This window comes from Micromonospora sp. CPCC 205546, assembly GCF_036902715.1.
Lineage (GTDB): Bacteria > Actinomycetota > Actinomycetes > Mycobacteriales > Micromonosporaceae > Micromonospora.
The window spans coordinates 19,747-45,482 of the sequence record NZ_JBAKHL010000009.1; the positions used below are offsets into that span (position 1 = coordinate 19,747).

21 protein-coding genes are annotated in these 25,736 nt (G+C 74.3%); 7 read left to right on the forward strand and 14 right to left on the reverse strand.

Annotated elements, in window-relative coordinates; genetic code table 11:
• Position 1: 1 nt before the first annotated feature.
• From V6U77_RS07585 to V6U77_RS07595, 3 genes are all read left to right on the forward strand, one after another.
• Complete coding sequence (locus V6U77_RS07585; protein WP_334605504.1) at positions 2-970, forward strand: carbohydrate ABC transporter permease; 969 nt, start codon at positions 2-4, stop codon at positions 968-970.
• 62 nt (positions 971-1,032) lie between these two features.
• Positions 1,033-2,079, forward strand: a complete 1,047-nt coding sequence (locus tag V6U77_RS07590) for a LacI family DNA-binding transcriptional regulator (RefSeq protein ID WP_334605505.1) — start codon at positions 1,033-1,035, stop codon at positions 2,077-2,079.
• Between the two features lie 61 nt (positions 2,080-2,140).
• Complete coding sequence (locus tag V6U77_RS07595) at positions 2,141-3,817, forward strand: glycoside hydrolase family 13 protein (RefSeq protein WP_334605607.1); 1,677 nt, start codon at positions 2,141-2,143, stop codon at positions 3,815-3,817.
• A gap of 44 nt (positions 3,818-3,861) precedes the next feature.
• On the opposite strand, the gene V6U77_RS07600 is transcribed toward V6U77_RS07595, so the two are convergent.
• The 4 genes from V6U77_RS07600 to xylA form a co-directional block, all read right to left on the reverse strand.
• On the reverse strand, positions 3,862-5,286 hold the full coding sequence (locus V6U77_RS07600; RefSeq protein WP_334605506.1) for an MFS transporter: 1,425 nt from the start codon (positions 5,284-5,286) through the stop codon (positions 3,862-3,864).
• Between the two features lie 61 nt (positions 5,287-5,347).
• Positions 5,348-6,451, reverse strand: coding sequence for a DUF5925 domain-containing protein (locus V6U77_RS07605; RefSeq protein WP_334605507.1), 1,104 nt, complete (start codon positions 6,449-6,451; stop codon positions 5,348-5,350).
• A 40-nt stretch (positions 6,452-6,491) separates the two neighbouring features.
• Entirely contained in the window at positions 6,492-7,940 is a 1,449-nt protein-coding gene (gene xylB / locus V6U77_RS07610) for a xylulokinase (RefSeq protein ID WP_334605508.1), read from the reverse strand.
• Positions 7,941-7,951: 11 nt separating this feature from the next.
• Positions 7,952-9,139, reverse strand: coding sequence for a xylose isomerase (xylA, locus tag V6U77_RS07615; RefSeq protein ID WP_334605509.1), 1,188 nt, complete (start codon positions 9,137-9,139; stop codon positions 7,952-7,954).
• Positions 9,140-9,213: 74 nt separating this feature from the next.
• Here xylA and V6U77_RS07620 point away from each other — a divergent pair, with 74 nt between their 5' ends.
• Positions 9,214-10,452, forward strand: coding sequence for an ROK family protein (locus V6U77_RS07620; RefSeq protein ID WP_334605510.1), 1,239 nt, complete (start codon positions 9,214-9,216; stop codon positions 10,450-10,452).
• 127 nt (positions 10,453-10,579) lie between these two features.
• Complete coding sequence (locus tag V6U77_RS07625) at positions 10,580-12,244, forward strand: PP2C family protein-serine/threonine phosphatase (protein WP_334605511.1); 1,665 nt, start codon at positions 10,580-10,582, stop codon at positions 12,242-12,244.
• A 31-nt stretch (positions 12,245-12,275) separates the two neighbouring features.
• Here the strand turns inward: V6U77_RS07625 and V6U77_RS07630 are convergent, their stop codons facing one another.
• A complete protein-coding gene (locus V6U77_RS07630; protein ID WP_334605512.1) occupies positions 12,276-12,848 on the reverse strand; it encodes a MarR family winged helix-turn-helix transcriptional regulator in 573 nt (190 codons plus the stop codon).
• A 57-nt stretch (positions 12,849-12,905) separates the two neighbouring features.
• Here V6U77_RS07630 and V6U77_RS07635 point away from each other — a divergent pair, with 57 nt between their 5' ends.
• A complete protein-coding gene (locus V6U77_RS07635; RefSeq protein ID WP_334605514.1) occupies positions 12,906-14,036 on the forward strand; it encodes a PP2C family protein-serine/threonine phosphatase in 1,131 nt (376 codons plus the stop codon).
• Between the two features lie 13 nt (positions 14,037-14,049).
• Here the strand turns inward: V6U77_RS07635 and V6U77_RS07640 are convergent, their stop codons facing one another.
• From V6U77_RS07640 to V6U77_RS07680, 9 genes are all read right to left on the reverse strand, one after another.
• Positions 14,050-15,531: a sugar transferase gene (locus V6U77_RS07640; RefSeq protein WP_334605515.1), complete on the reverse strand. Its 1,482-nt coding sequence runs from the start codon at positions 15,529-15,531 to the stop codon at positions 14,050-14,052.
• Between the two features lie 213 nt (positions 15,532-15,744).
• Complete coding sequence (locus V6U77_RS07645; protein ID WP_334605516.1) at positions 15,745-17,502, reverse strand: VWA domain-containing protein; 1,758 nt, start codon at positions 17,500-17,502, stop codon at positions 15,745-15,747.
• Positions 17,503-17,644: 142 nt separating this feature from the next.
• Positions 17,645-18,682: a lactonase family protein gene (locus tag V6U77_RS07650; RefSeq protein WP_334605517.1), complete on the reverse strand. Its 1,038-nt coding sequence runs from the start codon at positions 18,680-18,682 to the stop codon at positions 17,645-17,647.
• 124 nt (positions 18,683-18,806) lie between these two features.
• Positions 18,807-19,409 carry a GTP-binding protein gene (locus tag V6U77_RS07655; protein ID WP_334605518.1) on the reverse strand — a complete coding sequence of 201 codons (603 nt, stop codon included), beginning with the start codon at positions 19,407-19,409 and terminating at the stop codon, positions 18,807-18,809.
• Positions 19,390-19,779, reverse strand: coding sequence for a DUF742 domain-containing protein (locus V6U77_RS07660; protein WP_334605519.1), 390 nt, complete (start codon positions 19,777-19,779; stop codon positions 19,390-19,392). Before V6U77_RS07660 ends, V6U77_RS07655 begins: the two co-directional genes overlap by 20 nt.
• The gene (locus V6U77_RS07665; protein WP_334605520.1) at positions 19,769-20,188 is read right to left on the reverse strand and encodes a roadblock/LC7 domain-containing protein; all 420 of its coding nucleotides are present in this window, start codon (positions 20,186-20,188) and stop codon (positions 19,769-19,771) included. Before V6U77_RS07665 ends, V6U77_RS07660 begins: the two co-directional genes overlap by 11 nt.
• Positions 20,188-22,758 carry a sensor histidine kinase gene (locus V6U77_RS07670; RefSeq protein WP_334605521.1) on the reverse strand — a complete coding sequence of 857 codons (2,571 nt, stop codon included), beginning with the start codon at positions 22,756-22,758 and terminating at the stop codon, positions 20,188-20,190. Before V6U77_RS07670 ends, V6U77_RS07665 begins: the two co-directional genes overlap by 1 nt.
• 231 nt (positions 22,759-22,989) lie before the next feature.
• Positions 22,990-24,480 carry a catalase gene (locus V6U77_RS07675; protein WP_334605522.1) on the reverse strand — a complete coding sequence of 497 codons (1,491 nt, stop codon included), beginning with the start codon at positions 24,478-24,480 and terminating at the stop codon, positions 22,990-22,992.
• Positions 24,481-24,512: 32 nt separating this feature from the next.
• Positions 24,513-24,896, reverse strand: coding sequence for a Fur family transcriptional regulator (locus V6U77_RS07680; RefSeq protein ID WP_334605523.1), 384 nt, complete (start codon positions 24,894-24,896; stop codon positions 24,513-24,515).
• Positions 24,897-25,136: 240 nt separating this feature from the next.
• Here V6U77_RS07680 and V6U77_RS07685 point away from each other — a divergent pair, with 240 nt between their 5' ends.
• Positions 25,137-25,730 (forward strand): hypothetical protein, encoded by a 594-nt coding sequence (locus V6U77_RS07685; protein ID WP_334605524.1) that lies wholly within the window; start codon positions 25,137-25,139, stop codon positions 25,728-25,730.
• Positions 25,731-25,736 lie beyond the last annotated feature (6 nt).

The following is a 25,736-nucleotide window of genomic DNA, read 5'->3' on the forward strand; positions in this document are numbered from 1 at the left end:
GATGACCACCGCAACGCCCACCGTCGCCGCCGGGACCCAGAAGACCGACGGCCGGGGCACCAACACCGCCGGACGGGTCCGCAAGCGGCTGAACAGCCGCACCGCGACCCTCGTCTCGATCATCATCGCGATGCTCTGGACCATCCCCACCTTCGGCCTGTTCATCTCCTCGGTCCGGCCGGAGGACGAGATCAAGAGCAGCGGGTGGTGGACCTTCTTCACCAACCCGTCGTTCACCCTGGAGAACTACCAGGAGGTGCTGTTCGGGCGCTCCTCGTCGTCGGGGCAGCTCGCCAGCTACTTCATCAACTCGCTGGCGATCACCATCCCGTCGGTGCTCTTCCCGCTCGCCTTCGCGGCCCTCGCCGCGTACGCGCTGGCCTGGATCAACTTCCGGGGCCGGGACTGGATGTACATCGCGATCTTCGCGCTGCAGATCGTGCCGCTGCAGATGGCCCTCGTGCCGCTGCTGAAGTTCTTCTCGACCGGCGTCACCATCGGCGGGGTCACCGTCATGCCGGCCTGGGACCTGGTCGACGAACAGAAGTTCGCGCAGGTGTGGTTCGCGCACACCTGCTTCGCGCTGCCGTTCGCCGTCTTCCTGCTGCACAACTTCATCTCGCAGCTGCCCGGAGAGCTGATGGAGTCGGCCCGGGTCGACGGGGCCACCCACCCGAAGATCTTCCGCTCGATCGTGCTGCCGCTGATCACCCCGGCGCTGGCCGCGTTCGGCATCTTCCAGTTCCTCTGGGTCTGGAACGACCTGCTGGTCGCGCTGATCTTCGCCGGTGGCGGCGACGAGACCGCCCCGCTCACCGTCCGGCTGGCCGAGATGGCCGGCACCCGGGGCAACGAGTGGCAGCGGCTCACCGCTGGCGCGTTCGTCTCGATCGTCGTACCGATGATCGTCTTCCTGTCCCTCCAGCGCTTCTTCGTGCGCGGCCTGCTCGCCGGCAGCGTCAAGGGCTGAGGGGTCTCCGCCGCCGCCGGGACCACCCGGCGGCGGCGGGGACGGGCGGAGCGGGGGATAGCGTGACGAATATCGACGATGTCGCACGCCTGGCCGGGGTCTCCACCGCCACCGTGTCCCGGGCGTTGCGCGGGCTGCCGACGGTCTCGGCCGCGACCCGACGCCGGGTGCTCGCCGCGGCCGAGCAACTGGACTACGCCGTCTCACCGAGCGCCTCACGGCTGGCCGGCGGGCGCACCGGCACCGTCGCCGTCGTGGTCCCCCGCATCACCCGGTGGTTCTTCGGCACCGTCGTCGAGGCGGTCGAGGACATCCTCCAGCAGGCCGGCTACGACCTGCTGCTCTACAACCTCGGCGGGCGGGAGCAGGTCCGTCAGCGGGTGCTGCGCACCGCCAACCTGCACAAGCGCGTCGACGCGATCATGCTGGTCGCCACGCCGCTGCGCTCCGCCGACCTGACCGCCCTGACGAAGCTGAAGCTGCCCGGGGTGACCATCAGCTCCGGCACGGTGGTGCCCGGCTGGCCCTGGGTACGCATCGACGACGTGCGCGTCGCGCGGACCGCCACCCGGCACCTGCTCGACCTGGGGCACCGGCGGATCGCGCACATCTCCGGCGACCCGGACGACGAGCTGGCCTACACCACCCACCTCGACCGGCGACGCGGCTACCGCGACGCGCTTCGCGACGCCGGGATCGACCCGGACCCCGTCCTCGACGTGGAGTCGCAGTTCACCATCAGCGGCGGTACGCGGGCCACCGAGGAACTGCTCCGGCGCGGCGACCCGCCGACGGCGATCTTCGCGGCCTGCGACGAGATGGCGATGGGGGCGATGACCGCGCTGCGCGACGCCGGCCTGCGGGTGCCGCAGGACGTCAGCGTGATCGGCGTCGACGACCACGACCTGGCCGGCGTCCTCGGGCTGAGCACGATCGCCCAGCCGGCGGCGGAGCAGGGCCGGCTCGCCACGCGGATCCTGCTCGACCCGCTGCACGGCCGCGCCCTGCCGACGGGGAGCAACCCCTATCTCGACACGCCGGGGTCACCGGTGATCCTGCCCACTCGGCTGATCGTGCGTGAATCGACCGCACCACCCCGGGCACACTAACGGGAAAACCGCCGACGCCCGGCAGCGTCCGACCGTCCGGCTCGACACACGGGAGAAGGCCCTGAACAGCAACCCGACGCACCAGGACACGACCGCCGGCCCGGCCACCGGTTGGTGGACCAGGGCCACCATCTACCAGGTCTATCCGCGCTCCTTCGCCGACTCCGACGGCGACGGGATCGGTGACCTGCCCGGCATCACCGCCCGCCTGGACCACCTCGTGGAACTGGGCGTGGACGCGCTGTGGCTGTCGCCGTTCTACCCGTCCCCGCAGGCCGACGCCGGGTACGACGTGGCCGACTACCGCGACGTGGACCCGCTCTTCGGCAGCCTCGCCGACGCCGACCGGTTGATCGCCGAGGCGCACTCACGCGGGCTGCGGGTCATCGTCGACCTCGTGCCCAACCACACGTCGTCGGCGCACCGGTGGTTCGCCGAGGCGCTCGCCGCCGCCCCCGGCACCCCGGAGCGCGACCGCTACGTCTTCCGCGACGGCCGGGGGCCGGACGGCGCACAGCCCCCGAACGACTGGCAGAGCGTCTTCGGCGGGCCGGCCTGGACCCGCGTCACCGAGGCCGACGGCCGCCCCGGGCAGTGGTACCTGCACCTGTTCGACTCCGGTCAGCCCGACCTCAACTGGGACAACCCGCAGGTACGGGAGGAGTTCCTGGACGTGCTGCGGTTCTGGCTGGACCGCGGCGTCGACGGCTTCCGCGTCGACGTGGCGCACGGCCTGATCAAGCAGGCCGACCTGGCCGACTGGCAGGAGCCGCAGGAGATCCTCTCCGGTCAGGAGATCGACAAGCCGCGCCCCCCGATGTGGGACCAGGAGGGCGTGCACGAGATCTACCGGGAGTGGCGGCGACTGCTGGACGGCTACCCGGACGAGCGGATCCTGGTCGCCGAGGCGTGGGTCGAGCCGGCCGAGCGGCTGGCCCGCTACGTCCGCCCGGACGAGATGCACCAGGCGTTCAACTTCGAGTACCTGCTCGCCGCGTGGACCGCGCCGGCCCAGTACGCGGTGATCACCCGCTCGCTGGAGGCCACCGACGCCGTCGGCGCCCCGACCACCTGGGTGCTGTCCAACCACGACGTGGTCCGGCACGCCTCCCGGCTGGGGCTGCCGATCGGCGGCAAGCGGCCCAACGGCATCGGCGCCGGCGACCCGCAGCCGGACGCCGCCCTCGGCCTGCGCCGGGCCCGGGCGGCCACCCTGCTGATGCTCGCCCTGCCCGGCTCGGCCTACCTCTACCAGGGCGAGGAGCTGGGCCTGCCCGAGCACACCACGATGCCCGACGAGGCCCGCCAGGACCCGACCTGGAAGCGCAGCGGACACACCGAGCGGGGTCGGGACGGCTGCCGGGTGCCGATCCCGTGGGAGGCCGACGCCCCGTCGTACGGCTTCGGGCCGACCGACGCGAGCTGGCTGCCGCAGCCGTCGCTCTGGGCGGAGTACGCCCTGGACCGGCAGCGCGACACGCCCGGCTCGACGTACGAGCTGTACCGCACGGCGCTGCGGCTGCGCCGCGAGCACGGGCTCGGCGAGGGCACGCTGCGGTGGCTCGCCTCCGGCGACGAGGTGCTCTCGTTCCGCAACGGCGCGCTGACCGTGCTGACCAACTTCGGCGACGTGGCCGTGCCGCTGCCCGCCGGGACCGAGCTGGTGCACGCCAGCGCCCCGCTGGACGACGACGGCGCCGTTCCCACCGACGTGACCGTCTGGGTCCGCCCGAACTGACGCGGCGGAGGGGTCCTTCGGCAACGGCCGAGGGGCCCCTCGCGCTACAGGCGCTCGGCGCGGTCGTGCAGCAGGTCGCGCACGGCGCCGATGTCGCCCGGCGAGGTCCGCGAGGCCAGCCAGTACATGACGCCCGTCGGGATGAAGAAGAGCTGGAAGGCCGCCAGCCCGACGGCGTAGTTCAGCGGCGGCGGGAAGGCCGCCCGCAGGCCGTGGAAGGCCACCCCGACCAGCCCGTTGCCGGCCGCCCGGCCGACGCCGTTGACCAGGTTGCCCAGGCTGTAGACGGTGCCCCGGTGCTCGGGCGGGTTGACGTCGGCGATCAGGGCGAACCAGTTCGGCGAGTTGGCCGAGGTGAGCGCCAGCGCCACCACGGCGGTGAGCAGGCTCAGCCCGACCGTCGGCTCGGTGACCACGCTGGCCAGCACGGCCCGCACCACCGCCCCCGATCCGGCGCCGTCGGGCACGTCGATGCGTACGGGCACGAAGAAGAGCACCAGGTAGAACGGCAGCGCCGCGAGGATGCCGACCGCCGCGACCAGCGCCCGGCCCCGGGGCGTACGCCGTTGCAGCGCGTCGCCGACCAGTCCGCCCACGATGGAGAGCACCCCGCCGAGCTGGAACAGGGTGGCGAAGACGCTGCCCACGACCACCGCGGTCGCGGCGGTGTAACCCTGGTCCTCGGCCCGCTCGGCGAAGAGCACCGGCAGCCAGACCAGCGACCCGAAGGCCGCCTGGGCGGTCAGTCCCTGCAGGATCAGCCAGCGGTTCGTGCGCCGGCTGAGGATCCTCGGCAGGTCCGCCCGGCTGATCCGGTAGTCGTACTCGGCCCCGGCGGCGAGCGCGTCGGCCAGCTCCGGCTCGCTCTGCCCGCGCCGGATGTCGTAGGTGAACAGGTAGGCGACGGTCGCCGCGAGACCGACCCCCGTCAGCAGCAGGAACGGCCGCCGCCAGTCGGCCGCCCCGAGCAGCCCGCCGACCAGCGTGCCGGCCAGCGTGCCGACGCCCTGGGACAGTCCCCAGAAGCTCATCACCAGCCCCCGGCGGCGCGGCGAGATCAGGTCGGTGACGACCGAGAACCCGACCGACCCGACCGCGCCCAACCCGATCGCCGCCAGGACCTGCGCCGCCAGGAACGCGGGGTAGTTCACCGCGAACGCGCTGCCGCCCGTGCCGAGCGCCCAGATCACGGTGCCGACCATCAGCAGCGGCTTGCGGTTCGCACGGTCGCCGACGTACGCCCAGCCGACGGCGGCCACCGCGCTGGCCAGGAAGCTCACGGCGGTGACCAGGCCGAGCAGCCGCTGCGGCACCTCGAAGGCGTCGGAGATGGGCCCGTACAGCGGGGGCACCAGACCGATCGCGACGTTGTCCAGCGAGGCGAGCAGCACGAAGACCACGACGCTGTAGAGCCGGTGCGCGGGCGTCCCGCCCCGGGCCCGCGCCGGCCCGCCCCTGGTCAAGGTCATGTGCGGCAGCCAACCAGGATCAGGTCACGAGCGGGTGACGACGCGCGGGCGCGCCGGGCGCTCAGAGATAGCCGCCGATCGCGGGAGGGGCGGCGGGCACGGCAGGCGTACCCGCCCGCAGCGCGTACAGCTCGGCGAGGGTGGCGCCCTGCGGCGGCACCCCCGCCGCCGAGCCCAGCCACCCGGTCGCCTCCTCGTGGGACAGGGGTCCCACCTCGATGCGGGCCAGGCAGCGCCCCGGGCGGACCACCGCCGGGTGCAGGCGGGACAGGTCCTCGTTGGTGGTGATCGCGACCAGCACGTCGCGCCCCTGCCCGAGCAGCCCGTCGGTCAGGTTGAGCAGCCGGGACAGTGCCTGGCCGGCGGCCTGCTTCGCCTCGCCCCGGATCAGCTCGTCGCAGTCCTCCAGGATGAGCAGCCGCCACCGGCGGCCCGTCCCCTGCTCGCCGTCCTCGTCGCCGACCGCCACCTCGGACAGGTACGCCGTGTCCGCGAAGAGCACGTCCGGGTCGAGCACGGCGTCGACCTGACACCAGTCGCGCCACCGCCGGGCGAGGGCGCGCAGCGCCGTGGTCTTCCCCGTCCCGGGCGCCCCGTGCAGCAGCACCAGCCGCCCGGAGAGGCGCTCCGGGGTGGTCGCCATCAACTCGTCGAGCGCGTCACGTGCCGCGGCGGCGTAGTTCGACCGGATCGCCGTCCACTCCGGCGCGGCGATGGCGCGTACGTCGCGCTGACTGCCCCGGCGGGGGTTCTGGTGCCAGAAGCCGATCCGGCCGGCGCCCGGGTCCTCCGGTTCGGCGGCGCCGTCGACGATCCGGTCGAGGGCCGGGCGACCCACCTCCTCGGAGACCGCCGTGACCGTCACCTCGGCGCCGCGCCCCTTCCAGGTGACCACCCTGGCCGTCCAGCCGTCGCCGGCCAGCAGGCGGGACAGCTGCCGGTTCTCCACCGCCGTACGCAGCACCCGCCCGTCGGGGGCGGTCAGCGGCGCGTCGGGACGCACCCGGGAGAGCCGGACCGTGTGCGACCACGGGTGCCGCCCGGTGACGAAGTCCGCCAGGACCAACGCGTCGATGACGTCGCAGGGGGTGTCCGCGTCGTCGTACTGGAGCATCGAGGGAATGCCGGTGCCGGGCGCCGCGTCCGCTTCGGGGGTGGTTCGCATCCGTCGATGATCGCGAGCCCGGGCGCGCCCGTACAGTCGTTTACCCCGCCACGGCGTCGACCCGGTCGAGGAAGTGCCCGCGGGCGGCGGCGTACCGCTCCCGGACGGCGGGGACGGGGGCGGCGGCGTACTCCTCGGTGCCCGCGACGGACCACGCGGGGGCCGCCGCGCCGCCCAGGGCGACCCAGGCGGCCTGGCGGGCCGCGCCGTCGGCCACGTACTCCCCGGGCGGCGGGACGACCACCGGCACCCCGAGGACCTGCGGCGCGATCCGGCGCACCGCCACCGAGCGGGCACCCCCGCCGACCAGGATCACCCGATGCACCGTGGCGCCCTGGGCGGTGAGCGCGTCGAGGCCGTCGGCGAGCGCGCAGAGCAGCCCCTCGACGGCGGCGCGCGCCAGGTGCGCCGCCGTCGAAGTGCGCAGGGTCAGCCCGTGCACGGCACCGGACGCCAGCGGCCGGTCGGGCGTGCGCTCACCCTCCAGGTAGGGCACCATGACCAGCCCGTCCGCGCCGGCGGGGGCGGCGAGCGCCAGCCGGGCCAGCTCGTCGAGGTCGACCCGGAGCATGGCCGCGGCAGCGTCGAGCACCCGGGCCGCGTTGAGCGTGCAGACCAGCGGCAGGAAGCGGCCGGTGGCGTCGGCGAAGCCGGCGACCGCGCCGCTCGGGTCGGCGGCCGGGGAGTCGGCGACGCTGAACACGGTGCCCGAGGTGCCGATGGAGACGACCACGTCGCCCGGCACCGCGCCGACGCCGAGCGCGGCGGCGGCGTTGTCCCCGGTGCCCGCGCCGAGCACCGCCCCGTCGGGCAGGCCCGGGAGGGCGTCGGGGCGTGCGGCGCCGGCCGGCTCCGCCGGGCCGAGCACGCCCGGCAGGTGCGGCCGCCCGCCGAACGCCCGCTCCAGCAGGTCGGGGCGGTAGTCGCCGGTGGCCGGGGACCAGTAGCCGGTCCCGCTGGCGTCGCCCCGGTCGGTGCGCAGCGCCGACAGGCCCGGCGCGCCGGCCAGCCGCCAGGTCAGCCAGTCGTGCGGCAGACAGACCGCCGCCACCCGGGCCGCGTGCCCCGGCTCGTGCCTGGCCAGCCAGCGCAGTTTCGTGACGGTGAAGCTGGCCACCGGCACGCTGCCCACCGCCTCCGCCCAGAAGCGGCGGCCGGCCTCCCCGCCGCCGGCCTCCTCGACCAGCTCGGCGGCGGCCCCGGCGGAGCGGGTGTCGTTCCACAGCAGGGCCGGCCGGACCACCCCGCCCGCCTCGTCGAGACAGACCATGCCGTGCTGCTGCCCGGCGACGGAGATCGCCGCCACGTCGGCCAGCCCGCCCGCGGCGTCGACCGCCGCGCCCAGCGCGGACCACCACGCCGCCGGGTCGACCTCGGTGCCGTCCGGGTGCGGCGCCCGACCCTGCCGGAGCAGGGCGCCGGTCTCCGCGTCCCGGACGACCACCTTGCAGGACTGGGTCGAGGAGTCGACCCCCGCGACGATCGCCATCGCCGGCGGCCTCAGCGGGCGCCGAGCAGGTGCTCGACGGCGAGCTGGTTGAGCCGGACGAAGCCGAAGCCCCTCGCGGCGGCGGTGTCGACGTCGAACTCCTCGAACGCGCTACGGTCGGCGAGCAGCTCGGCGTAGCCCTCCCCCGGGGCCAGCGTCGGCGTGCCCAGCTCGGCGACCCGGCTCGCGGCCAGCGACCCGGCGACCTCCGGGTCCGCGCGGAACGCCGCCGCCCGCTCCTTGAGCAGGAGGTAGGTGCGCATGTTCGCCTCGGCCGACGCCCAGACGCCGGCCATGTCCTCGGTGCGCGAGGGCTTGTAGTCGAAGTGCCGGGGGCCGTCGTAGGCGGGCACCCCGCCGGGACCGCCGTGCTCCAGCAGGTCGACCAGGGCGAACGCGTTGAGCAGGTCGCCGTGGCCGAAGACGAGGTCCTGGTCGTACTTGACGCCGCGCTGACCGTTGAGGTCGATGTGGAACAGCTTGCCCTGCCAGAGCGCCTGCGCGATGCCATGGGCGAAGTTCAGGCCCGCCATCTGCTCGTGCCCCACCTCCGGGTTGAGCCCGACCAGTTCGGGGCGGGCCAGGGTGGAGATGAAGGCCAGTGCGTGCCCGACGGTGGGCAGGAGGATGTCGCCGCGCGGCTCGTTGGGCTTCGGCTCGATGGCGAAGCGCAGGTCGTAGCCGGAGTCGACGACGTACTGGCAGAGCAGGTCGACGGCCTCCCGGTAGCGCTCCAGCGCGGACCGGACGTCCTTGGCGAGGTCGTACTCGGCGCCCTCCCGGCCGCCCCACATCACGAAGGTGCGGGCGCCGAGTTCCGCGGCGAGGTCGACGTTGCGCAGCACCTTGCGCAGCGCGTAGCGCCGCACGTCGCGGTCGTTGCTGGTGAAGCCGCCGTCCTTGAAGACCGGGTGGGTGAAGAGGTTGGTGGTCACCATCGGCACCACCATGCCGGTCTCGTCGAGCGCCTTGCGGAAGCGGGCCACGTGCCGGTCCCGGGTGACGGCGTCGACGCCGAAGGGCACCAGGTCGTCGTCGTGGAACGTGATCCCGTACGCCCCCAGCTCGGCGAGGCGGTGCACCGCCTCGACCGGGTCCAGCTCGGGACGGGTGGCGTCGCCGAACGGGTCGCGGGCCTGCCAGCCCACCGTCCAGAGGCCGAAGGAGAACTTGTCGGCGGGGGTGGGACGGGGTGCCATGGCAGACCTCCGGGTGTCGTCCGCTATTTGTTCAGTGGTTGAATTATTTGACCGGCCTGTGGCAGTGTCAAGGGGTGACCCGACCCGACGCCCCGGCCGGGGCGGTGCGGCAGGGCAGCCTGCGCGAGTGGAACCTCGCCCTGGTGCTCGACCGGATCGCCGCCGCCGACCGCCCGCCCTCCCGGGCCGAGCTGGCCGCGGGCACCGGTCTCACCCGGGCCACCGTCTCGGCCGTCGTGGAGGACCTGCTCGCCGGCCGGTTGGTCGCCGAGGCAGAGCCGACGCCCCGCACCGGCGCCGGGCGGCCCTCGCGAGGGCTGGTGCTCGCCACCGACGGCCCGGCGGGGCTGGGCCTGGAGATCAACGTCGACTACCTGGCCGCCTGCGTGGTCGACCTCGCCGGCCGGGTCCGCCACCACCGGGTGCACCGCGCCGACCTGCGCCCCCTCTCCCCCGCCGAGGCGCTCGCCCGGCTCACCGACCTGGCCGCCCGCGCCCGCGCCGACGCCACCGGAGAGGGGCTCACCCTGGCCGGCGCGGCCCTGGCCGTTCCCGGCCTGGTCGACGACGCGGGCCTGGTCCGCCTCGCCCCGAACCTCGGCTGGCGCGACGTGCCCGTCCCCGCGCTGCTCGGCGCCGGGCCGCCGCTGACCGCGCACGTCGACGGCGTACCCCCGCTGGTGGTCGACAACGAGGCCAACCTCGCCGCCCTGGGCGAGCTGCACGCCGGGCCGACCGGCCGGGCCAGCTTCCTGCACGTCTCCGGCGAGGTCGGCATCGGCGCCGGGATCGTGCTCGACGGGTCCCTGTTCCGGGGCGCGCGCGGCTGGAGCGGCGAGATCGGTCACATCCCGGTCCGGCCCGACGGTCCGCCCTGCCGCTGCGGGGGCCGGGGCTGTCTGGAGACGTACGCCGGTCAGGAGGCGATCCTGGCGGCGGCCGGGCTGGCCGGCGCGGACCTCCCGGCGGACACCGCGACGACCCGGCTGGCCGAGCTGGCCGGGGCCGGCGACCCCGCCGTGCTACAGGCCCTCGCGGGGGCCGGGACCGCCCTGGGCGTCGCCGTCGCCGGCGTGGTGAACCTGCTGGACCTGGACACCGTGGTGCTCGGCGGCGGATACGCCCCGCTGGCGCCGTGGCTGCGCCCGCCGGTGCTCGCCGAGATCTCCCGCCGGGTGCTCACCGCGGCCTGGTCGCCGGTCACCGTCCGCCCGGCGGCCCTCGGCGCCGCCGCCGCGGCCGTCGGCGGGGCCGGTTCGGTGGTACGCCGGATCCTGGCACGTCCGGCCGGTTGGCTGGCCCGCCCGACCTGAGCCCCGTTCCTCCGATGGCGGCGCGGCTCGGCCTCGGTACGCTTGCCCCGAGGCAACGACCCCCATCCGAGGAGTGCACGACCAGCATGCGCACAGGTCGACAGACCGGGGCGCCCGGCGAGCGGCGGTGACCACCGCCTCCCGGGGCGGTGTCAGGGGTCCCACCGACGGCGGGCGGCCCGCCCGCTCCGGCCGTTCCCCCGACCCCGCGCGACCCGCCAGCTCCGGGCTCACCCGCGAGGTGCTCGACGGGCTCTCCGAGGCGGTCGTGGTGGTCGACCGGGCGGGGCTGGTGACGCTGGTCAACGCGATGGCGACGGCGCTGCTCCCCGAGGCCGCGCCCACCACGGACCTGACCACCTGTGCAGTGCCGGCCGTGGCCCGGGCGGTGGGGTCGGGGGCGGCCAGCTTCGACGCCGAGCACGGTGGCCGCCGGCTGCGCGGCGTACGGCGCGACCTGGCCGACGGGCGGCACGCCTGGTACGTGCGGGACGTGACCGAGGAACACGCGCGCGTCGAGGCGCTGCAGGTCGAACGCTCCCGGACGGTGTTCCTCGCCGAGGCCGGCAGCCGTCTCGGCCTCTCCCTGCAGCGCGAGCAGACCCTGCGGACCACCACGACCCTGCCCGTGCCCTACCTCGCCGACCTGGCCGTGGTGGTCCACCTGCCGCCCCCGCCCGCGCAGGGCCAGCCGCACTGGGTCCGGTACGACGGGAGAGACCCCGCCCCGACGAGCGGGCTGGCGACCTGGTCCCTGACCGGCTCCCTGCCCGGGCTGGCCGAGGCGCTGGCCGGCCACCCGGTGGGCCCGTCCCCGTGGCCCGACGGGGCGGCGGTCGACCTGACCACCGTGCTCCCGCCCGACTTCGGCAGCCCCGGCACCGTGCTCGTCAGCCCCATGCGGGGCGCCGGACGCACCACCGGCGCCCTGGTGCTCGTACGCCGCGCCGGGCGCGCCGGCTTCGCCCGCCGCGACGTCGAGCTGGCCCGGGAGTTCGCCGCCCGCGCGGGCGCGGCCCTCGACGCCGCCGAGCTCTACGGCGAGCAGGTCCACCTCGCGCGGGTCCTGCAGAACAGCCTGCTCCCGCCCGGCCTGCCGGCCGTGCCGGGCGCCGCCCTCGCGGGCGGGTACCGGGCGGCCGGCGACCGGCTGCGCATCGGCGGCGACTTCTACGACGTGTTCCCCGTCCCCGCAGGCGCGATCTTCGCCCTGGGCGACGTGGCCGGCAAGGGTGTCGGCGCGGCAGTCCTCACCGGGCGGGTCCGCCAGTCCCTGCGGACCCTGCGCCTGGTCGAGCAGCGGCCGCTGGAGCTGATGCGGCTGCTCAACGAGGCACTCTTCGACGCCCCGGACGCGGCCCGGCGCAGCCAGTTCACCACCCTGCTGCTCGGCACCCTCGACGCGGTGCCCGGCGGCGGAGTCGCCGTCCGGATCGCCGGCGGCGGTCACCCGTCCCCGCTGCGGGTCGACGCCGACGGCGCGGTCACGTCGGTGGCCGTCGGCGGGATGCCGGTGGGCGCGCTCGCCGCCGCCCGGTTCGCCGAGGTCGACCTCCGGCTCGGCCCCGGCGAGCTGCTGCTCGCGTACACCGACGGGGTGGTCGAGGCGCGCGGCGGGCCCGACGGCCAGGAGATGTTCGGCGAGGAACGGCTGCGCGCGGCGCTGGCCTCGGCCGCCGGGCTGGCCCCGGCCGCGCTGGTCGACCGGCTCCTCGAACTCGTCGACGGATGGCTCGACGGGCAGCACCAGGACGACATCGCCATGCTGGCCGTCGCGGCGGCACCGGCCTGAGCGGCCTCCTCGTCCGGCTACGGCGCCCGGGTCAGGCCGTCCGGGCCACCCGTGCTCCGGTGCCCGGCCGTTCCTGCGTCGGCAGGTCGACCGGACGGCCGGACGGTGCGCCCGGCCACGGGCCGGCCGCCTCGACGGACTGCACGGAGGCGCTGCGGTGGCGCGCGGCCTCGTCGAACTCCCGCATGCCCCGCAGCAGGGCCTGCCGCCCCTCGGGGGTCATGTCGGCGAGGATCGCGGCGAGCTGCTGACGCCGGTCGTCGCGCAGCTCGGCGAGGAGCCGGCGGGCCTCCTGGGTGAGGTGCAGCGAGATCTCCCGCCGGTCGAACCGGCCGGGCTCGCGTTCCAGCATGCCCGCCGCCACCAGGCGGTCGCAGAGCCGGCTGGCGGAGGAGAGCAGCATGTCGAGCCCGGTGGCCAGGCGGCGGAGGTTGATTCCCTCGTGCTGCTCGACCAGCATGATGGCGCGCAGCTGCGCGCCCGAGACCCGACTGGTCGTCCGCTCCCGCGCGGCCTCCCAGACCGTCAGCAGGGCATCGGCCACCGCGTCGAGCTCGACCGCCATACTCGTCTCGGGTCCGTAGGGACCGGGTACTTCCGCCATGGTGGGCCCGAGCGTACTCCGAATCCACTGGTCTGGGCTCGTGCCGAAGGAGCGACGATGAGCGAACCGGTCAATCAGGCACGGCGCGTCCTCAACGAGGCGCCCGCGGACCTCCTGCTGGACCGGATCGCCGACGTCCTGGCCGCGGGCTACGGGACCACCCGGGTGGACCTGCTCCAGGTCGACTACCGGTTGGCGGCGCTGCTGCCCCTCGTCGGGGAGGAGCCCGTCACCACCCCCGGGCACCCCGCCTGGCGCTGCTTCGACCACCAGAGCCCGATCGTCGCGGACGACACCGGCTACCTGCCGGTGTCCATGCGCGGGGAACGCCGGGGCGTGCTGGTGGTGGCGCCCGCGCCGACCGGGCGGGAGACGCTCGACGAGCTGACGGAGATCGCCACCGCGCTCGCCCACGAGATCGCCGCGGTCACCGAGGGCACGGACGTGTACCGGGTCGCGAGCCGCAGCAGGCGCCTCACCCTCGCCGCCGAGATGCAGTGGGAGATGCTCCCCGGCCGCAGCCGGACCCGCCCGTCGTTCAGCCTGGCCGGGCAGCTCGAGCCGGCGTACGCGGTGCGCGGCGACAGCTTCGACTGGTCCGACGACGGCAACCGGGTCTGGCTGTCCACCATCAACGGCACGGGCGAGGGGGTGGCCGCGGCGATGCTCACCTCGCTCGCCACCCACGCGCTGCGCAACGCCCGCCGCTCCGGGCTCGGCCTGGCCGACCAGGCGGCCCTCGCCGACCAGGCGATCTACGACCTGCACCGGGGCGACCAGCACCTCGCCGCGCTGCTGATGGAGCTGGACCTGCGCTCGGGGCTGCTCACCGTGGTCGACGCCGGCTCGCCCCGGCTGGTGCTGCTGCGCGACGGGAGCACCCGGGAACTGCCGCTGGAGGCGCAGTTCCCGCTCGGCATGTTCGAGGCCACCGACTACCGGGAGCAGCACTTCGAGCTGTGCCGCGGCGACCGGCTCTTCGTGGTCAGCGACGGCGTCATCGACGCCACGGGGCGGAGCGTCCGCTACGGCGAGAGCGCGCTGGAGCGGTTCCTGCGCCGGACCGGGCCGATGGAGCCGCTGGACGCCGTCCGCTCGCTGATCGGCGACCTGCGCGCGTTCGTCGCCGGCGACCTGAGCGACGACGCGGTGGTGGTGTGCCTGGACTGGACCGGCCCCCAGGACTGAGCGCCGGGGACGCTCAGTACGCCCCGCGGCTGTTGAGCACCGCGCCGAAGGTCTTCCACAGGATCGTCAGGTCGGCGGCGAGCGACCAGTTCTCCACGTAGTAGAGGTCCAGCCGGATGCCGTCCTCCCAGCTCAGGTCGGACCGGCCGCTGACCTGCCAGAGCCCCGTCATGCCGGGCTTGACCAGCAGCCGGCGGGCCACGTCGCCGTCGTAGCGGGCCACCTCCGAGGGCAGCGGCGGGCGCGGCCCGACCAGGCTCATGTGCCCGAGCAGGACGTTGACCAGCTGCGGCAGCTCGTCCAGCGACCACTTGCGCAGCAGCCGCCCGATCCGGGTCACCCGAGGGTCGTCGCGCATCTTGAACATGAGGCCGTCGGTCTCGTTGCGGGCGGCCAGCGCGGCCAGCAGGGCGTCGGCGTCGACCACCATGGTGCGGAACTTGTAGACGCCGAACTCCCGCCCGCCCTGCCCCACGCGGGTCTGCCGGAACAGCACCGGCCCCCGACTGTCGATCTTGATCGCCAGCGCGACGACGGCCAGCAGCGGCAGCAGCAGGGTCAGGGCCACCGAGGAGACGGCCCGGTCGACGAAGCCCTTCACCAGCTTGCGGGCCCCGCGGAACTCCGGCGCCTCGACGTGGATCAGCGGCAGCCCGGCGACCGGGCGGGTGTGGATGCGCGGGCCGGCGACGTCGGTCAACGCCGGGGCCACCACCAGGTCGATGCCGGTGCCCTCCAACTGCCAGCCCAACCGGCGCAGCCGGGTGGCGGTCAACTCGCCGGAGGCGGTCACCGCGACGGTGTCCGCGCCGATGGCGGTGGCCGCCTCGGGGATGCCGCGGAACGAGCCGACCACCGGCACGTCGCCCAGCCGCTGCGCGACCGGGGCGAGCAGCGCGTCCGGGATGCAGGCACCGACGACCTGGTAGCCCGCGTACGGCTCGCGGCGCAGCGTGTGCACCAACTCCAGCACGTGCGCCGTGTCGCCGACCACCAGCACCTTGCGCGACCAGCCCGCCCCCTCGGAGCGGGCCCGGTGCAGGCGCTTGCGGGCGGCGAACCGGGCGACCTCCAGACCCAGCATGCCGACGGCGAACGAGATGCCGAGGAATCCCCGGGAGACGCCGACGTCGGCGATGTAGCCGGCGATCGCGACGCCCCCGGCGAGGCGCAGGCTGGCGGTGCTGACCCGGCGGTACTCGTCGGCGCCGTAGCCGAGGACGCGGTCGTCGTAGCAGCGCAGCACGCGCAGCGAGACCAGCCAGGCGACGACCAGCCCGGGAGCGACCAGGATGTAGGGGATCTTCGAGCCGCCGGGGGTGTCGCCGCCGAACCGGGCGACGTAGCCGACGAGCACGGCGACGGTCAGGACGGTGGTGTCCAGCACCACCAGGGACCGGATGTAGGCGCGCTCGCGGGCGCGGGCCGGCCCTGGTCGTGGTTTCTCCGGTTTCGACGACGTGCTGGCGGGGGTCAACAGCGTCGCTGAGGTCACCGGCCCTCCCCACTTCGGTCGACGACGGCCCGTACGGCAGGCCCGCGTCGCGGGTCGACCGAAGGGGCACCAGGACATCCTGCCCCGACAACCACGGTCGCCGATCGCTTCGGACGCATTACCGTCACTACTTTCCCCGAGGAACACCCTTCCGGGAAAGGGCCCACGGCGCCCGGTCCTGTGCGACGGGTCCGCCCCGCGCTGTACTGCGGCTCAGGTGGGAGCCTTGCGCAACGCGATCGCCTTCAGGAAGATGTCGCCGATCCTGGTGGGGTCCTCGGTGACGAAGGCGCCGCCACCGGTCACGTCGGTGATCGACTTCAGCTCGGCCTTGCTCACGTCGCCGCCGATACCGATGATCACGACCTGCACCGGCCGCTCCGGGTCCTTGATCTCGTCGAGTTCGCTCAGCAGCTTCTGCTGCGTGATGCCGTCGGAGTCCTCGTTCTTGCCGTCGGTGAACAACACGACCGAGTTGACCCGGCCCGGCTCCCAGTTGTCCTGCACCTGCTGGTACGCCGCCAGCACCGTGTCGTAGAGGCCGGTGTTGCCGGTCGAGGAACGGATCGCGCCCAGCGACTGCTCCAGCTTGCCGCGCTGACGGGACAACGGCCCGATCGGAAGCAGTTCCCGGTGGTCGCGGTTGCCCACCAGGCGGGTGGAGAACGTCCAGAGGCCGATCGACCAGGAGTCGTCGAAGAGGTTCAGTCCCCGCCGGGCGGCCTCGACGGTGACCTGCTGCCGGGTCGCGTTGCCGGCGTTGGCCACCTTCTCCTTCATCGACCCGGAGACGTCGATCACGGCGAGCATCCGGCCGGACTGGGTGGCGATCGACCAGCTGGACACGGCACGGTCCATGGCCTGCGGGTCGAGCCCGCCCGTGGCCGAACCGCCGCCGTTGGCCGGCGGGGTCGCGCCGCCGGCCGGGCTGGGCGCGCCCTGCGGCGCGTCGAAGCCCGCGCCCCAGTTGCCGTCCGGCGCGCGCAGCGACTGTCTCGCCAGCCGGTCGCCGAAGCCGTCGGTGGTGAGCACCTCGTAGAGCACCCGCGCCGCCGACGCCTTGGCCGGCTCGATGCCGGGCAGCACCGCGTACGGGTAGTCCAGCGGCGCGGGGGCCGGCTCCAGGTAGAGCGCCGCCAGCGGCACCGGCGGCTTCTTGCTGTTGTACTGGATCACGTCCTCTTCCGAGAGCGCCGCCGCCCCCAGGCTGCTGGCGATCGTCGTGGGATCCGAGGCGGTGGGGAACCGGGCGAGCAGGTCCGGCCGCAGCGCCGAGCGGTCGGTGGCCAGCGCCCGCAGCGCGGCGACCTTCTCCTTCTCGGCGTCCGGGCCGCCGGAGGCGCTGGCGGCGGCCGTCAGCGAGAGCAGGCCGGACAGGCCGGCGGCGTCGCGGGTCGGCTCGACGATCCCGGTGCGCAACGGCTTGTCGCTCTGCACCTGCTGCAGGAGCTGGGTCCAGCTGAACTTCTTCTGCGGCCAGCCCAGCCGCGTGGCGATCGGCACCGGCATCGCCACGACCACGGGGCTGCGCGCGATGGACGCCCCGTTGCCCGGCTCGAAGGCGGTGGCGCCACCGGTCTTGAGCCGCAGCAGCCACGTGGAGGAGTCGGGTACCCAGACGTCCGGGCTGACCGACGTGCCGCTGGCCTGCCCCACGCCGGCCAGGGTGACGCCGTGCTTCGCCGCGACCGTCGCCGCCACGTCGACCGGATCGGTGGCCGCGACGTTCACCGCGATGCAGGTGCCGCCCACCGCGGCGCCGTCCTTCACCCACTGCGCGGCGGCGGCGTCGACCGCCGGGGCGAGTTCGGCCGCGACCGCGACGGAGAGTTCGATCCGGCCCGAGCAGTCGGGTTGTGCCAGCTGCTGGTAACCGAACCAGCCGCCGGCCGTGACGGCGAGGACGCCCACGGCAGCGGCGGCGGTGGCTGCGTGAAGGTTCCTACGCATGCGATGGCGGCCTGCTGACACCTGACCATCTTGCGGACCCGTCCAGACGACTGCCACGGGCCGTTCGGACGAAAGTTACGCAGGAGAAATAGTTGATCGCTAAATTGTCACCATGAGTGAGGATGCCGCCTCATCGTGTTGACATCGGCGACATCGTTGCTGGTCAGGGCAGCACGCAGGTGGGGCTCGCCACCGCCACCGGCTCGCCGACCGGAGCCGGGACGCCGGTGGCCGCGTCCACCCGGAAGGCCCGCACCATGTCGGCCCGCTCGTCGGCGACGTAGAGGTGCTCCCCGGTCAGGGCGAAGTGCCGCGGCCACTCCCCGCCGGTGTCCACCTCGGCGACCAGTTCCGGCAGCTCGCCGGCGAGGGCGAAGACCGCGACGGTGCCCGCGCCCCGGTTGGCGACGTAGAGGAAGCGCCCGTCCGGGCCGACCGCGATCTCCGACGGCTGGACGTGCCCGGGCCGGTCGCTGGCCTCGACCCGCCCCCGCTGGTGCAGCGCGCCGTCGCCGGTCAGCTCGTAGGCGGTGACGGAGCCGTCCAGCTCCCCCGTGACCCAGCAGCGCCGCCCGTCGGGGTGCCGGGCCAGGTGCCGGGGGCCGACGCCGGCAGCCGTACGCACCCGGGGCGCCCGGGGCACCAGCCGGCCGCTGGCCGCGTCCAGGTCGTAGCGGTAGATCGAGTCGGTGCCCAGGTCGACCGCGAGCAGCGGGCCCCGTCCCGGGTCCGGGTTCACCATGTGGGCGTGCGCGCGTTCCTGGCGCTCCGGGTCCGGGCCGTGTCCCTCGTGCGCCACCAGGTCGCTGCGCTCGGCGGGCACCCCGTCGGAGTCGAGCGGGAACAGCGTCACGGCGCCGCCGCCGTAGTTGGCCACGACGAGGTGGCCGCAGTCCGGGACGACCGCCAGGTGGCAGGGCTCCGCGGCCCCGGTGGATCGCGTGCCGAGCGGGGTGAGGTCGCCGTCGGCGCCGACGGCGAAGGCGCTCACCTGCCCGTCGGGCAGCTCGTTCACGGCGTACAGCACGGGCAGCCGCGGGTGCCGGGCGAGGAACGAGGGCGAGGGGGTGACCGCGACGGTGCCGAGCGGGGTCAGCTCACCGGAGCCGGGGTCCCGCCGCGCCGCCACGATGCCGGTGCCCCGACCCCCGCTGTGCGCCGTGTAACCGCCGACGTGGACCATCTCGCCCTGACCTGTCACCGATCCGCCTTCCGCCGATTCCTCCACCGCTCCCCTCAGCCTTCCCGCTGGGCCGCCGGCTTAGCCCCGAAAATCCCGCCGAATCGCGGCGGCTCGTCGACGGACACCGGGCCGCCGCGCCGGATCAGGCCGCCGGTACCGGTTCCCCGCGCTGCCGGGCCACGTGCTCGACCAATGCGATCAGCACCTCCTTGCCGGACTGCCGGTCCCGCGCGTCGCAGAGCACCAGCGGCACGTCGGGGTCGAGGTCCAGCGCCTGGCGTACGGACTCCAGGCTGAACTTGCGGGCGCCGTCGAAGCAGTTCACCCCCACCACGAACGGCACCCCCCGCTGCTCGAAGTAGTCGATCGACGGGAAGCAGTCGGCGAGCCGGCGGGTGTCGGCGAGCACCACCGCGCCGAGCGCCCCGAACGCCAGCTCGTCCCAGAGGAACCAGAACCGGTCCTGGCCCGGGGTGCCGAAGAGGTAGACCTGGAGATCGTCGTTGATCGTGATCCGACCGAAGTCCATCGCCACCGTCGTGGTGGACTTCGCCTCGACGCCGGAGAGGTCGTCGGTGCCGATGCCGGCTCCGGTCAACACCTCCTCGGTCTGCAGCGGCCGGACCTCGCTGAGCGCGCTCACCAGCGTGGTCTTGCCGGCGCCGAAGCCTCCGGCGATCAGGATCTTGAGCGCGAGCGGGATCCGCGGGCCGGATCCGGTTCGGTCATAGCGCACGGAGTCCACTGACCACCGCCTTGAGGATGTCGTCGTCGGGCAGGTATGCGGCGGCCGTCGGCTGGTGCACCGCGACCAGCCCCCGCGCCAACAGGTCGCCGAGAAGTACGCGGACCACGCCCACGGCGAGGTCGAGGTCGGCCGCGAGCTCCGCGACGGGGACCGGCCGGGCGGCCAGCGCCACCAGGCGCCGGTGCTCGGGGTGCAGTTCGGGGTGGACGGCCGGGTCGACGGCCGCCTCGGCCAGCACGTACGCGACCAGGTCGAATCCGTCCGCGGCGGAGCGGACCCGGCCGCCGGTGAGGGTGTAGGGCCGCACGACCGGGCCGGCGTCGTCGTCCAGCCACTCGTGCTGCGGCCCGGGCGACTCAGCCCGCATCGGCGGCCCCCGCCGTGGACCGGGCCGGCGCGCTCAGATTCTCTCCGACCCGGGTGACCAGCATCGCCATCTCGTACGCCACCAGGCCGATGTCCGCGTCGGCGTCGCTGACCACGGCCAGACAGGCGCCCTGCCCGGCGGCGGTGACGAAGAGGTACGCGGACTCCATCTCCACCACGGTCTGCCGGACCGCTCCGCCGGCCACCTGCCGGCTCGCGCCCCGGGCCAGGCTGGAGAAGCCGGACGCCAGGGCGGACAGGTGCTCGGCGTCGGCACGGTCCATGCCGGCGGAGGAGCCGATCAGCAGCCCGTCGGCCGAGAGCACCACCGCCTGTCGGGCGGGTGGCACCCGTTCCACCAGCTCGTCGAGCAACCAGTCGAGATCGGCGCTCTGCCTCGTCGGATGCATCAGGCGTCCCTCTCCGTCGCGGTCGTGGGTTCGGTGTCCGCCGGCCGCTCGGCCGGCGTCGGGCTCGGGTCTTCGCGCGGTCGGTCCGGCCGGTCGGCGGTGCCGGCGGCGGCCGCCCCGGGGACCGCCCCGGAGGCGGCGCGCTCCGGCGCCGTGGCGGTGGCCGTTCCCGCCGTGGCGGTGGCGGCGCGCTCCGGCGGCGTCCCGCCGGCCGCCGCGCGACCACGGGCGGTACCGGCCTGCAGGGCGGACATCGCCCGGCGCGCCTCCTCGGGACTGCGTGGGGTGGGCACCTCGATCACCGGTTGCCGCAGCGTCGGCCCGTCCAGCGCCGACCGCCGGCCCGCGTCGCCGCCGGGAGTGTCCGGGTGCCCCGGAGGCCGTCGACGCACCCGCCGGGGAAGCCCGTCGAGCTGGGCGGGACCGCCGGAGGCCGCGTCCCGGGGAGCCGCGCCGGCCGGGTCCGGAGCGCCGGGCGCCACGGCGGGCGGGACCGGGCCCCTCGAGGGCACGCCGGGCGGAGCGGGCCGGGCCGGGTCCGGGGCGGCCGGGGCCGCCGAGGTGGACCCGGCGGAGCGGGCCGGGCGGGGCAGGGTACTGAGCCGGCTCGCCCGGGCGAGCCGCCGCTCCTCCGGCGTGCCCGTGGCACGGGGCGCCACCGGCGGGCCACCGGTCGGCGGCAGGGCGGGCTCGTCGGTGACCAGGTCGGTGGGGATGAGCACGACGGCGGTCAACCCGCCGCCGTCGGACGGACGCAGCCGCACCCGGACGCCGTGCCGGGCGGCGAGGCGGGCCACCACGAAGTGCCCGAGCCGGGCGGTCTCGGTCGGCTCGAAGTCGGGCGAGCGGGCCAGCCGGCGGTTGGTGTCCTCGAGCGCGGCGGCGGACATGCCCAGACCCCGGTCGGTGATCTCCACCACGTAGCCGTTCGCCACGTGCTGCCCGCAGACCTCCACCCGGGTCTGCGGCGGCGAGAACGCGGTGGCGTTCTCGATCAGCTCGGCGAGCAGGTGGATCACGTCGCCGACGGCCCGTCCCAGCACGCCGGCCGGTGCCACGGCGGTGATGTCGACACGGTCGTACGACTCGACCTCGGAGATCGCTCCCCGCACCAGGTCGACCGTGGCGACCGGGTTGCGCCAGCCCCGGCCGGGGGCCGCGCCGGCCAGGATGACCAGGTCCTCGGCGTGCCGCCGCAGCCGGGTGGCGAGGTGGTCGACACGGAACAGCTCCGCCAGCTCGTCCGGGTCCTCGGTGTGCCGCTCCATCCGGTCGAGCAGCGCGAGCTGCCGGTGCACCAGCCCCTGGCTGCGCCGGGCGATGTTGAGGAACACCTCGTTGAGCCCGCGGCGCAGGGTCACCTCGTCGACGGCCGACTGGACCGCCGTGCGCTGCACCTCGGTGAACGCCCGCGCCACCTGGCCGATCTCGTCGCCGCCGTACTCCAGCGGGGGCGCCTCCCGGGCGACGTCGACCTGCTCGCCCCGGCGCAGCCGGGCCACCACGTCCGGCAGCCGGTGCTCGGCGGTCTCCAGCGCCGCCGTGCGTACGCCGCTGAGCCGGTGCGCGAGGTTGCGGCCGACCCGCAGCGCCACGAGGACCGAGACCACGACGGCGGCCAGGCCCAGCACTCCGGCGGCGGCGAGCCGGACCAGGATGCGTACGGCCGACGGCACCGACCGTTCGGCGAGCCCGTCGGCCTGCGCCAGCTCGAACTCGCGCAGCGCCTCGTGCACCGCCTGGTAGCTCTCCTGCCAGGCCGCCGGGTCCACGGCCGGCCGGGTGGCGGACCCGGCACCCACCAGCGTGTCCTGCATCGTCCGCAACCGGCCGAAGGCATCCCCCTCGGTCAACCGCTGGAACGCGGCGCGTTCGGCGTCCGGCAGGTCGGCGACCGCCGTCTCCGCGAGGAACCGCTGGTTGCCTATGGTCTGCACCAGCTGCAGGTGCTCTCCGCCGGCGAACCGGCCGGCGGTGAACGCCCCGGCGAGCAGGGCGTCGGTCTGGCCGAGCAGCTCCCGGGACCGGCCGAGCCCGGTGACGGCGAGGGCCTGCCGGTTGAGGTCCCGGTCGGGCAGGTTGGCCATCGCCGAGAACGCCTGGAAGGCAGAGTTGATCATGCCGCTGTAGAGCCCGACCGCGCCGGCCCGGTCGACCGCCCGCCGGTCGATGAACCCCCGCCCGGCCGGCAGCGCCTCCAGTGCGGTGACCAGCTGGTCGAGCCGGGCGTCGAGGATGTCGTCGGCGGCGTCGCGCAGTTCCTCCCCGCCGACCCGGCGGCGCAGCTCGGCGATCGCCCGGTCGGTCCGCTGCCGCTGCTCGGCGAGCCCCGGCGCGGCGCCGTCGCCGGCCAGCTGGACGACCGAGAGTCGGCGCTCCCGTTGCAGCTCGGCCACCACCGTCTCGCCCGGGCGGCCGAGGTCGTAGAGGAGCGTCCGGGCGGCGAGGAGGTCCAGGGCGGGACCGAAGGTGAGCGTGGTGGCGAAGATCCACAGTGCCAGCAGTGCCGTCACCGGCACGACGACCAGTGCGGTCAGCTTCGAGCGGATCGGCCAGTCGCGGGTGTTCAATCGGACCTCGCCCGGAAGGTGTGGCTGTGGGGACGCCGGCGCCGGCCGGGCAGCGTCGCGGTCGGTGGTCCCGGCCCGCGGTGCCGGGCAGGTCCGGCGGACGCCTTGGGCAGAATACGTAATCCTCGCCCGATGCACTACCGTCCGTCGCGTCGGGCCTACCGGACGAACGTCCACAATCGACGAACGCCCCGCCGGTGGTGGCCGGCGGGGCGTTCGTGCGGGCGCGGATCAGGCGTCGACGGGGATGCCGAGGCCCTCGGCGAGCCGACGGCCGTAGTCGGAGTCGCACTGGCTGAAGTGCCAGACCATCTTCTCCTGGATGTGCTTGTCACACTGGGCCAGCAGGGTGGTGAGGTTGAGGATCAGGTCGTCCCGCTCCCAGTCGGCCATCTCGCGGTAGCGCCGGCCGGCCTGGGAGTAGTTGTTCTGCCGCTCGATCGGGGCCTTCATGACCTGCCCGGAGACGAACGGACGGTACTCCCGGTAGGACTCGTCGGCCTCCTCGAGACCGGCGACGGAGGACGGCTCGAAGTTGATGTGCGGGTTGGCGCCGCGGTTGTCCACCCCGTACGACATCTGGCCGCCGCCCTGGTTGGTGCGGACCGCCACGTCCTCGCGCGGCCGGTTGACCGGCAGCTGCAGGTAGTTCGGGCCGACCCGGTAACGCTGGGTGTCCGAGTAGGAGAACGTCCGGCCGACCAGCATCTTGTCGTCGGAGAAGTCGATGCCGTCGACCAGCACGCCGGTGCCGAAGGCGATCTGCTCGTTCTCGTCGTGGTGGTCGGTGATGTTGCGGTTGAGCGTCATCATGCCGACCGGCAGGTAGGGGAAGTCCTCCTCCGGCCAGATCTTGGTGTCGTCGAGCGGGTCGAAGTCCAGCTCCGGGTGCTCGTCGTCGCTCATGACCTGGACGTTGAGCTCCCACTTCGGATGGTCGCCGCGCTCGATCGCCTCGTAGAGGTCCTTCGAGGCGTGGCCCAGGTCGGTGGCCTGGATGGCGTCCGCCTCGGCCTGGGTGAGGTTGTGCTCACCCTGCTGGCTCAGCCAGTGGAACTTGACCAGCACGCCCTCGCCCTCGGCGTTGACGAGGCGGTAGGTGTTCACCCCGGAGCCGCGCATCGTCCGGTAGTTCTTCGGGATGCCGTACGGGGAGAAGAGCCACGTGAGCATGTGCATCGACTCGGGCGTGTTCGACATGAAGTCGAAGATCCGGTTCGGCTCCTGGCGGAAGGTGACCGGGTCCGGCTTCAGCGAGTGGATCACGTCGGGGAACTTGATCGCGTCGCGGATGAAGAAGATCTGGAGGTTGTTGCCCACCATGTCCCAGTTGCCGTCGTCGGTGCGGAACTTCACGGCGAAGCCGCGCGGATCGCGGGCCGCCTCGGAGGAGTCCCGCCCACCGATGACGGTGGAGAAGCGGATGGTGACCGGGGTCTTCTTCCCCTTGGTCTGGAACAGCTTCGCCCGGGTGTACGTCGACGCCGGCTGGTCGCCGATCGTCCCGTACGCCTCGAACTCGCCGTGCGCCACGAAGCCGCGGGCGTGCACCACCCGCTCCGGGATCCGCTCCCGGTCGAAGTGGCTGATCTTCTCCAGGAAGTGGTAGTTCTCCAGCGTCGCGGGGCCGCGCGAGCCGACCGTCCGCTGCTGCTGGTTGTTGTGCACGGGGTGACCCTGACGGGTGGTGAGGATCGGCTTGCTGGCGTGCGGGTCGCTCATGGCTCTCCTCCTGATCGGTGGGGCGGCTGGCGTCAGTCGCGGCGCGACTGACACCCGGGGCACCGGCCCCAGTAGGTGACCTCGGCGAACTCCACCGCGAACGCGGAGGCCCCGGGGTCCAGGCAGGGCCCAGGGGTCCGGTTGCGCGGGGTGTCGACGATCGCGCCGCAGTCCCGGCAGACCAGGTGGTCGTGGTCGTCCCCGCCCAACTCGTAGAGCGCGGGGCCGCCGGCCGGGACGAACCGGCGCAGCAGGCCCGCGCCGGTGAGCGCGCGCAGGACGTCGTAGACCGCCTGGCCCGAGATCCGCCCGAGGCTGATCCGGGCGAGTCGCGTGATCGCGTCGGCGTCCAGGTGCGGCCGGTCACGCACCGTAGCCAGCACCGCGAGTCGGGGCCGCGTGACACGCAGCCCCACCGCCCGCAGGCTTTCGGCATCGGTTCTGACCGGCATCACCCCACCCAACCCTGTTTTCTGGAACGAGTCAAGTTTTCGCGCCCGGTCACGCTGTGTGACTCGTCATGGCTGCGGCGGGGAATGCCCGGGGCGGCTGCGCCCCGTCGGCGACCGGCGGACGACGGGTCGGGCAGGAAAGTGCCCCGGAACGGGATTGGCGATCAGTGAAGGGAGGGAATACCACCTGACGAAGGAGGAGCCATGTCGCCCACGCAGGTAATCGTCATAGTTCTCGTCGTGCTGGTGATCGCGGCGGTGGCCGTGGCCGCCCGGTCGTACGCGCGCCGCCGCGCGCTGCGGTCGCGGTTCGGGCCCGAGTACGACCGTGCCGTCTCCGAGCAGGACAGCCGCACCGCCGCCGAGCGGGAGCTGCGGGAACGGGAACGTCGCCACGCGGAACTCACGCTCACCCCCCTCGCCCCCGAGTCCCGTGCCCGGTACGCGGCCGCGTGGGAGGAGCTCCAGGTCCGCTTCGTCGACTCCCCCGCCGAGACCGTGGGCGAAGCGGACGAGCTGGTCACCCGGCTCATCGCGGAACGGGGCTACCCGACCGGCGAGTTCTCCGACCAGATCGCCCACCTCTCCGTCGAGCACGCCCGCACGCTGGGCCACTACCGCGACGCCCACGAGATCCACCTGCGCAACTCCCGGGGCGAGGCCAGCACGGAGGAACTCCGCCAGGCCGTCGTGCACTACCGCGCCCTCTTCGCCGACCTGCTCGGCGAGGAGCCGGTCGGAGCCCGACCGTCCGAGCAGCGCAACCCGGACAGCCAGCACGACGCCACGAGCCGCTAGGAGGAT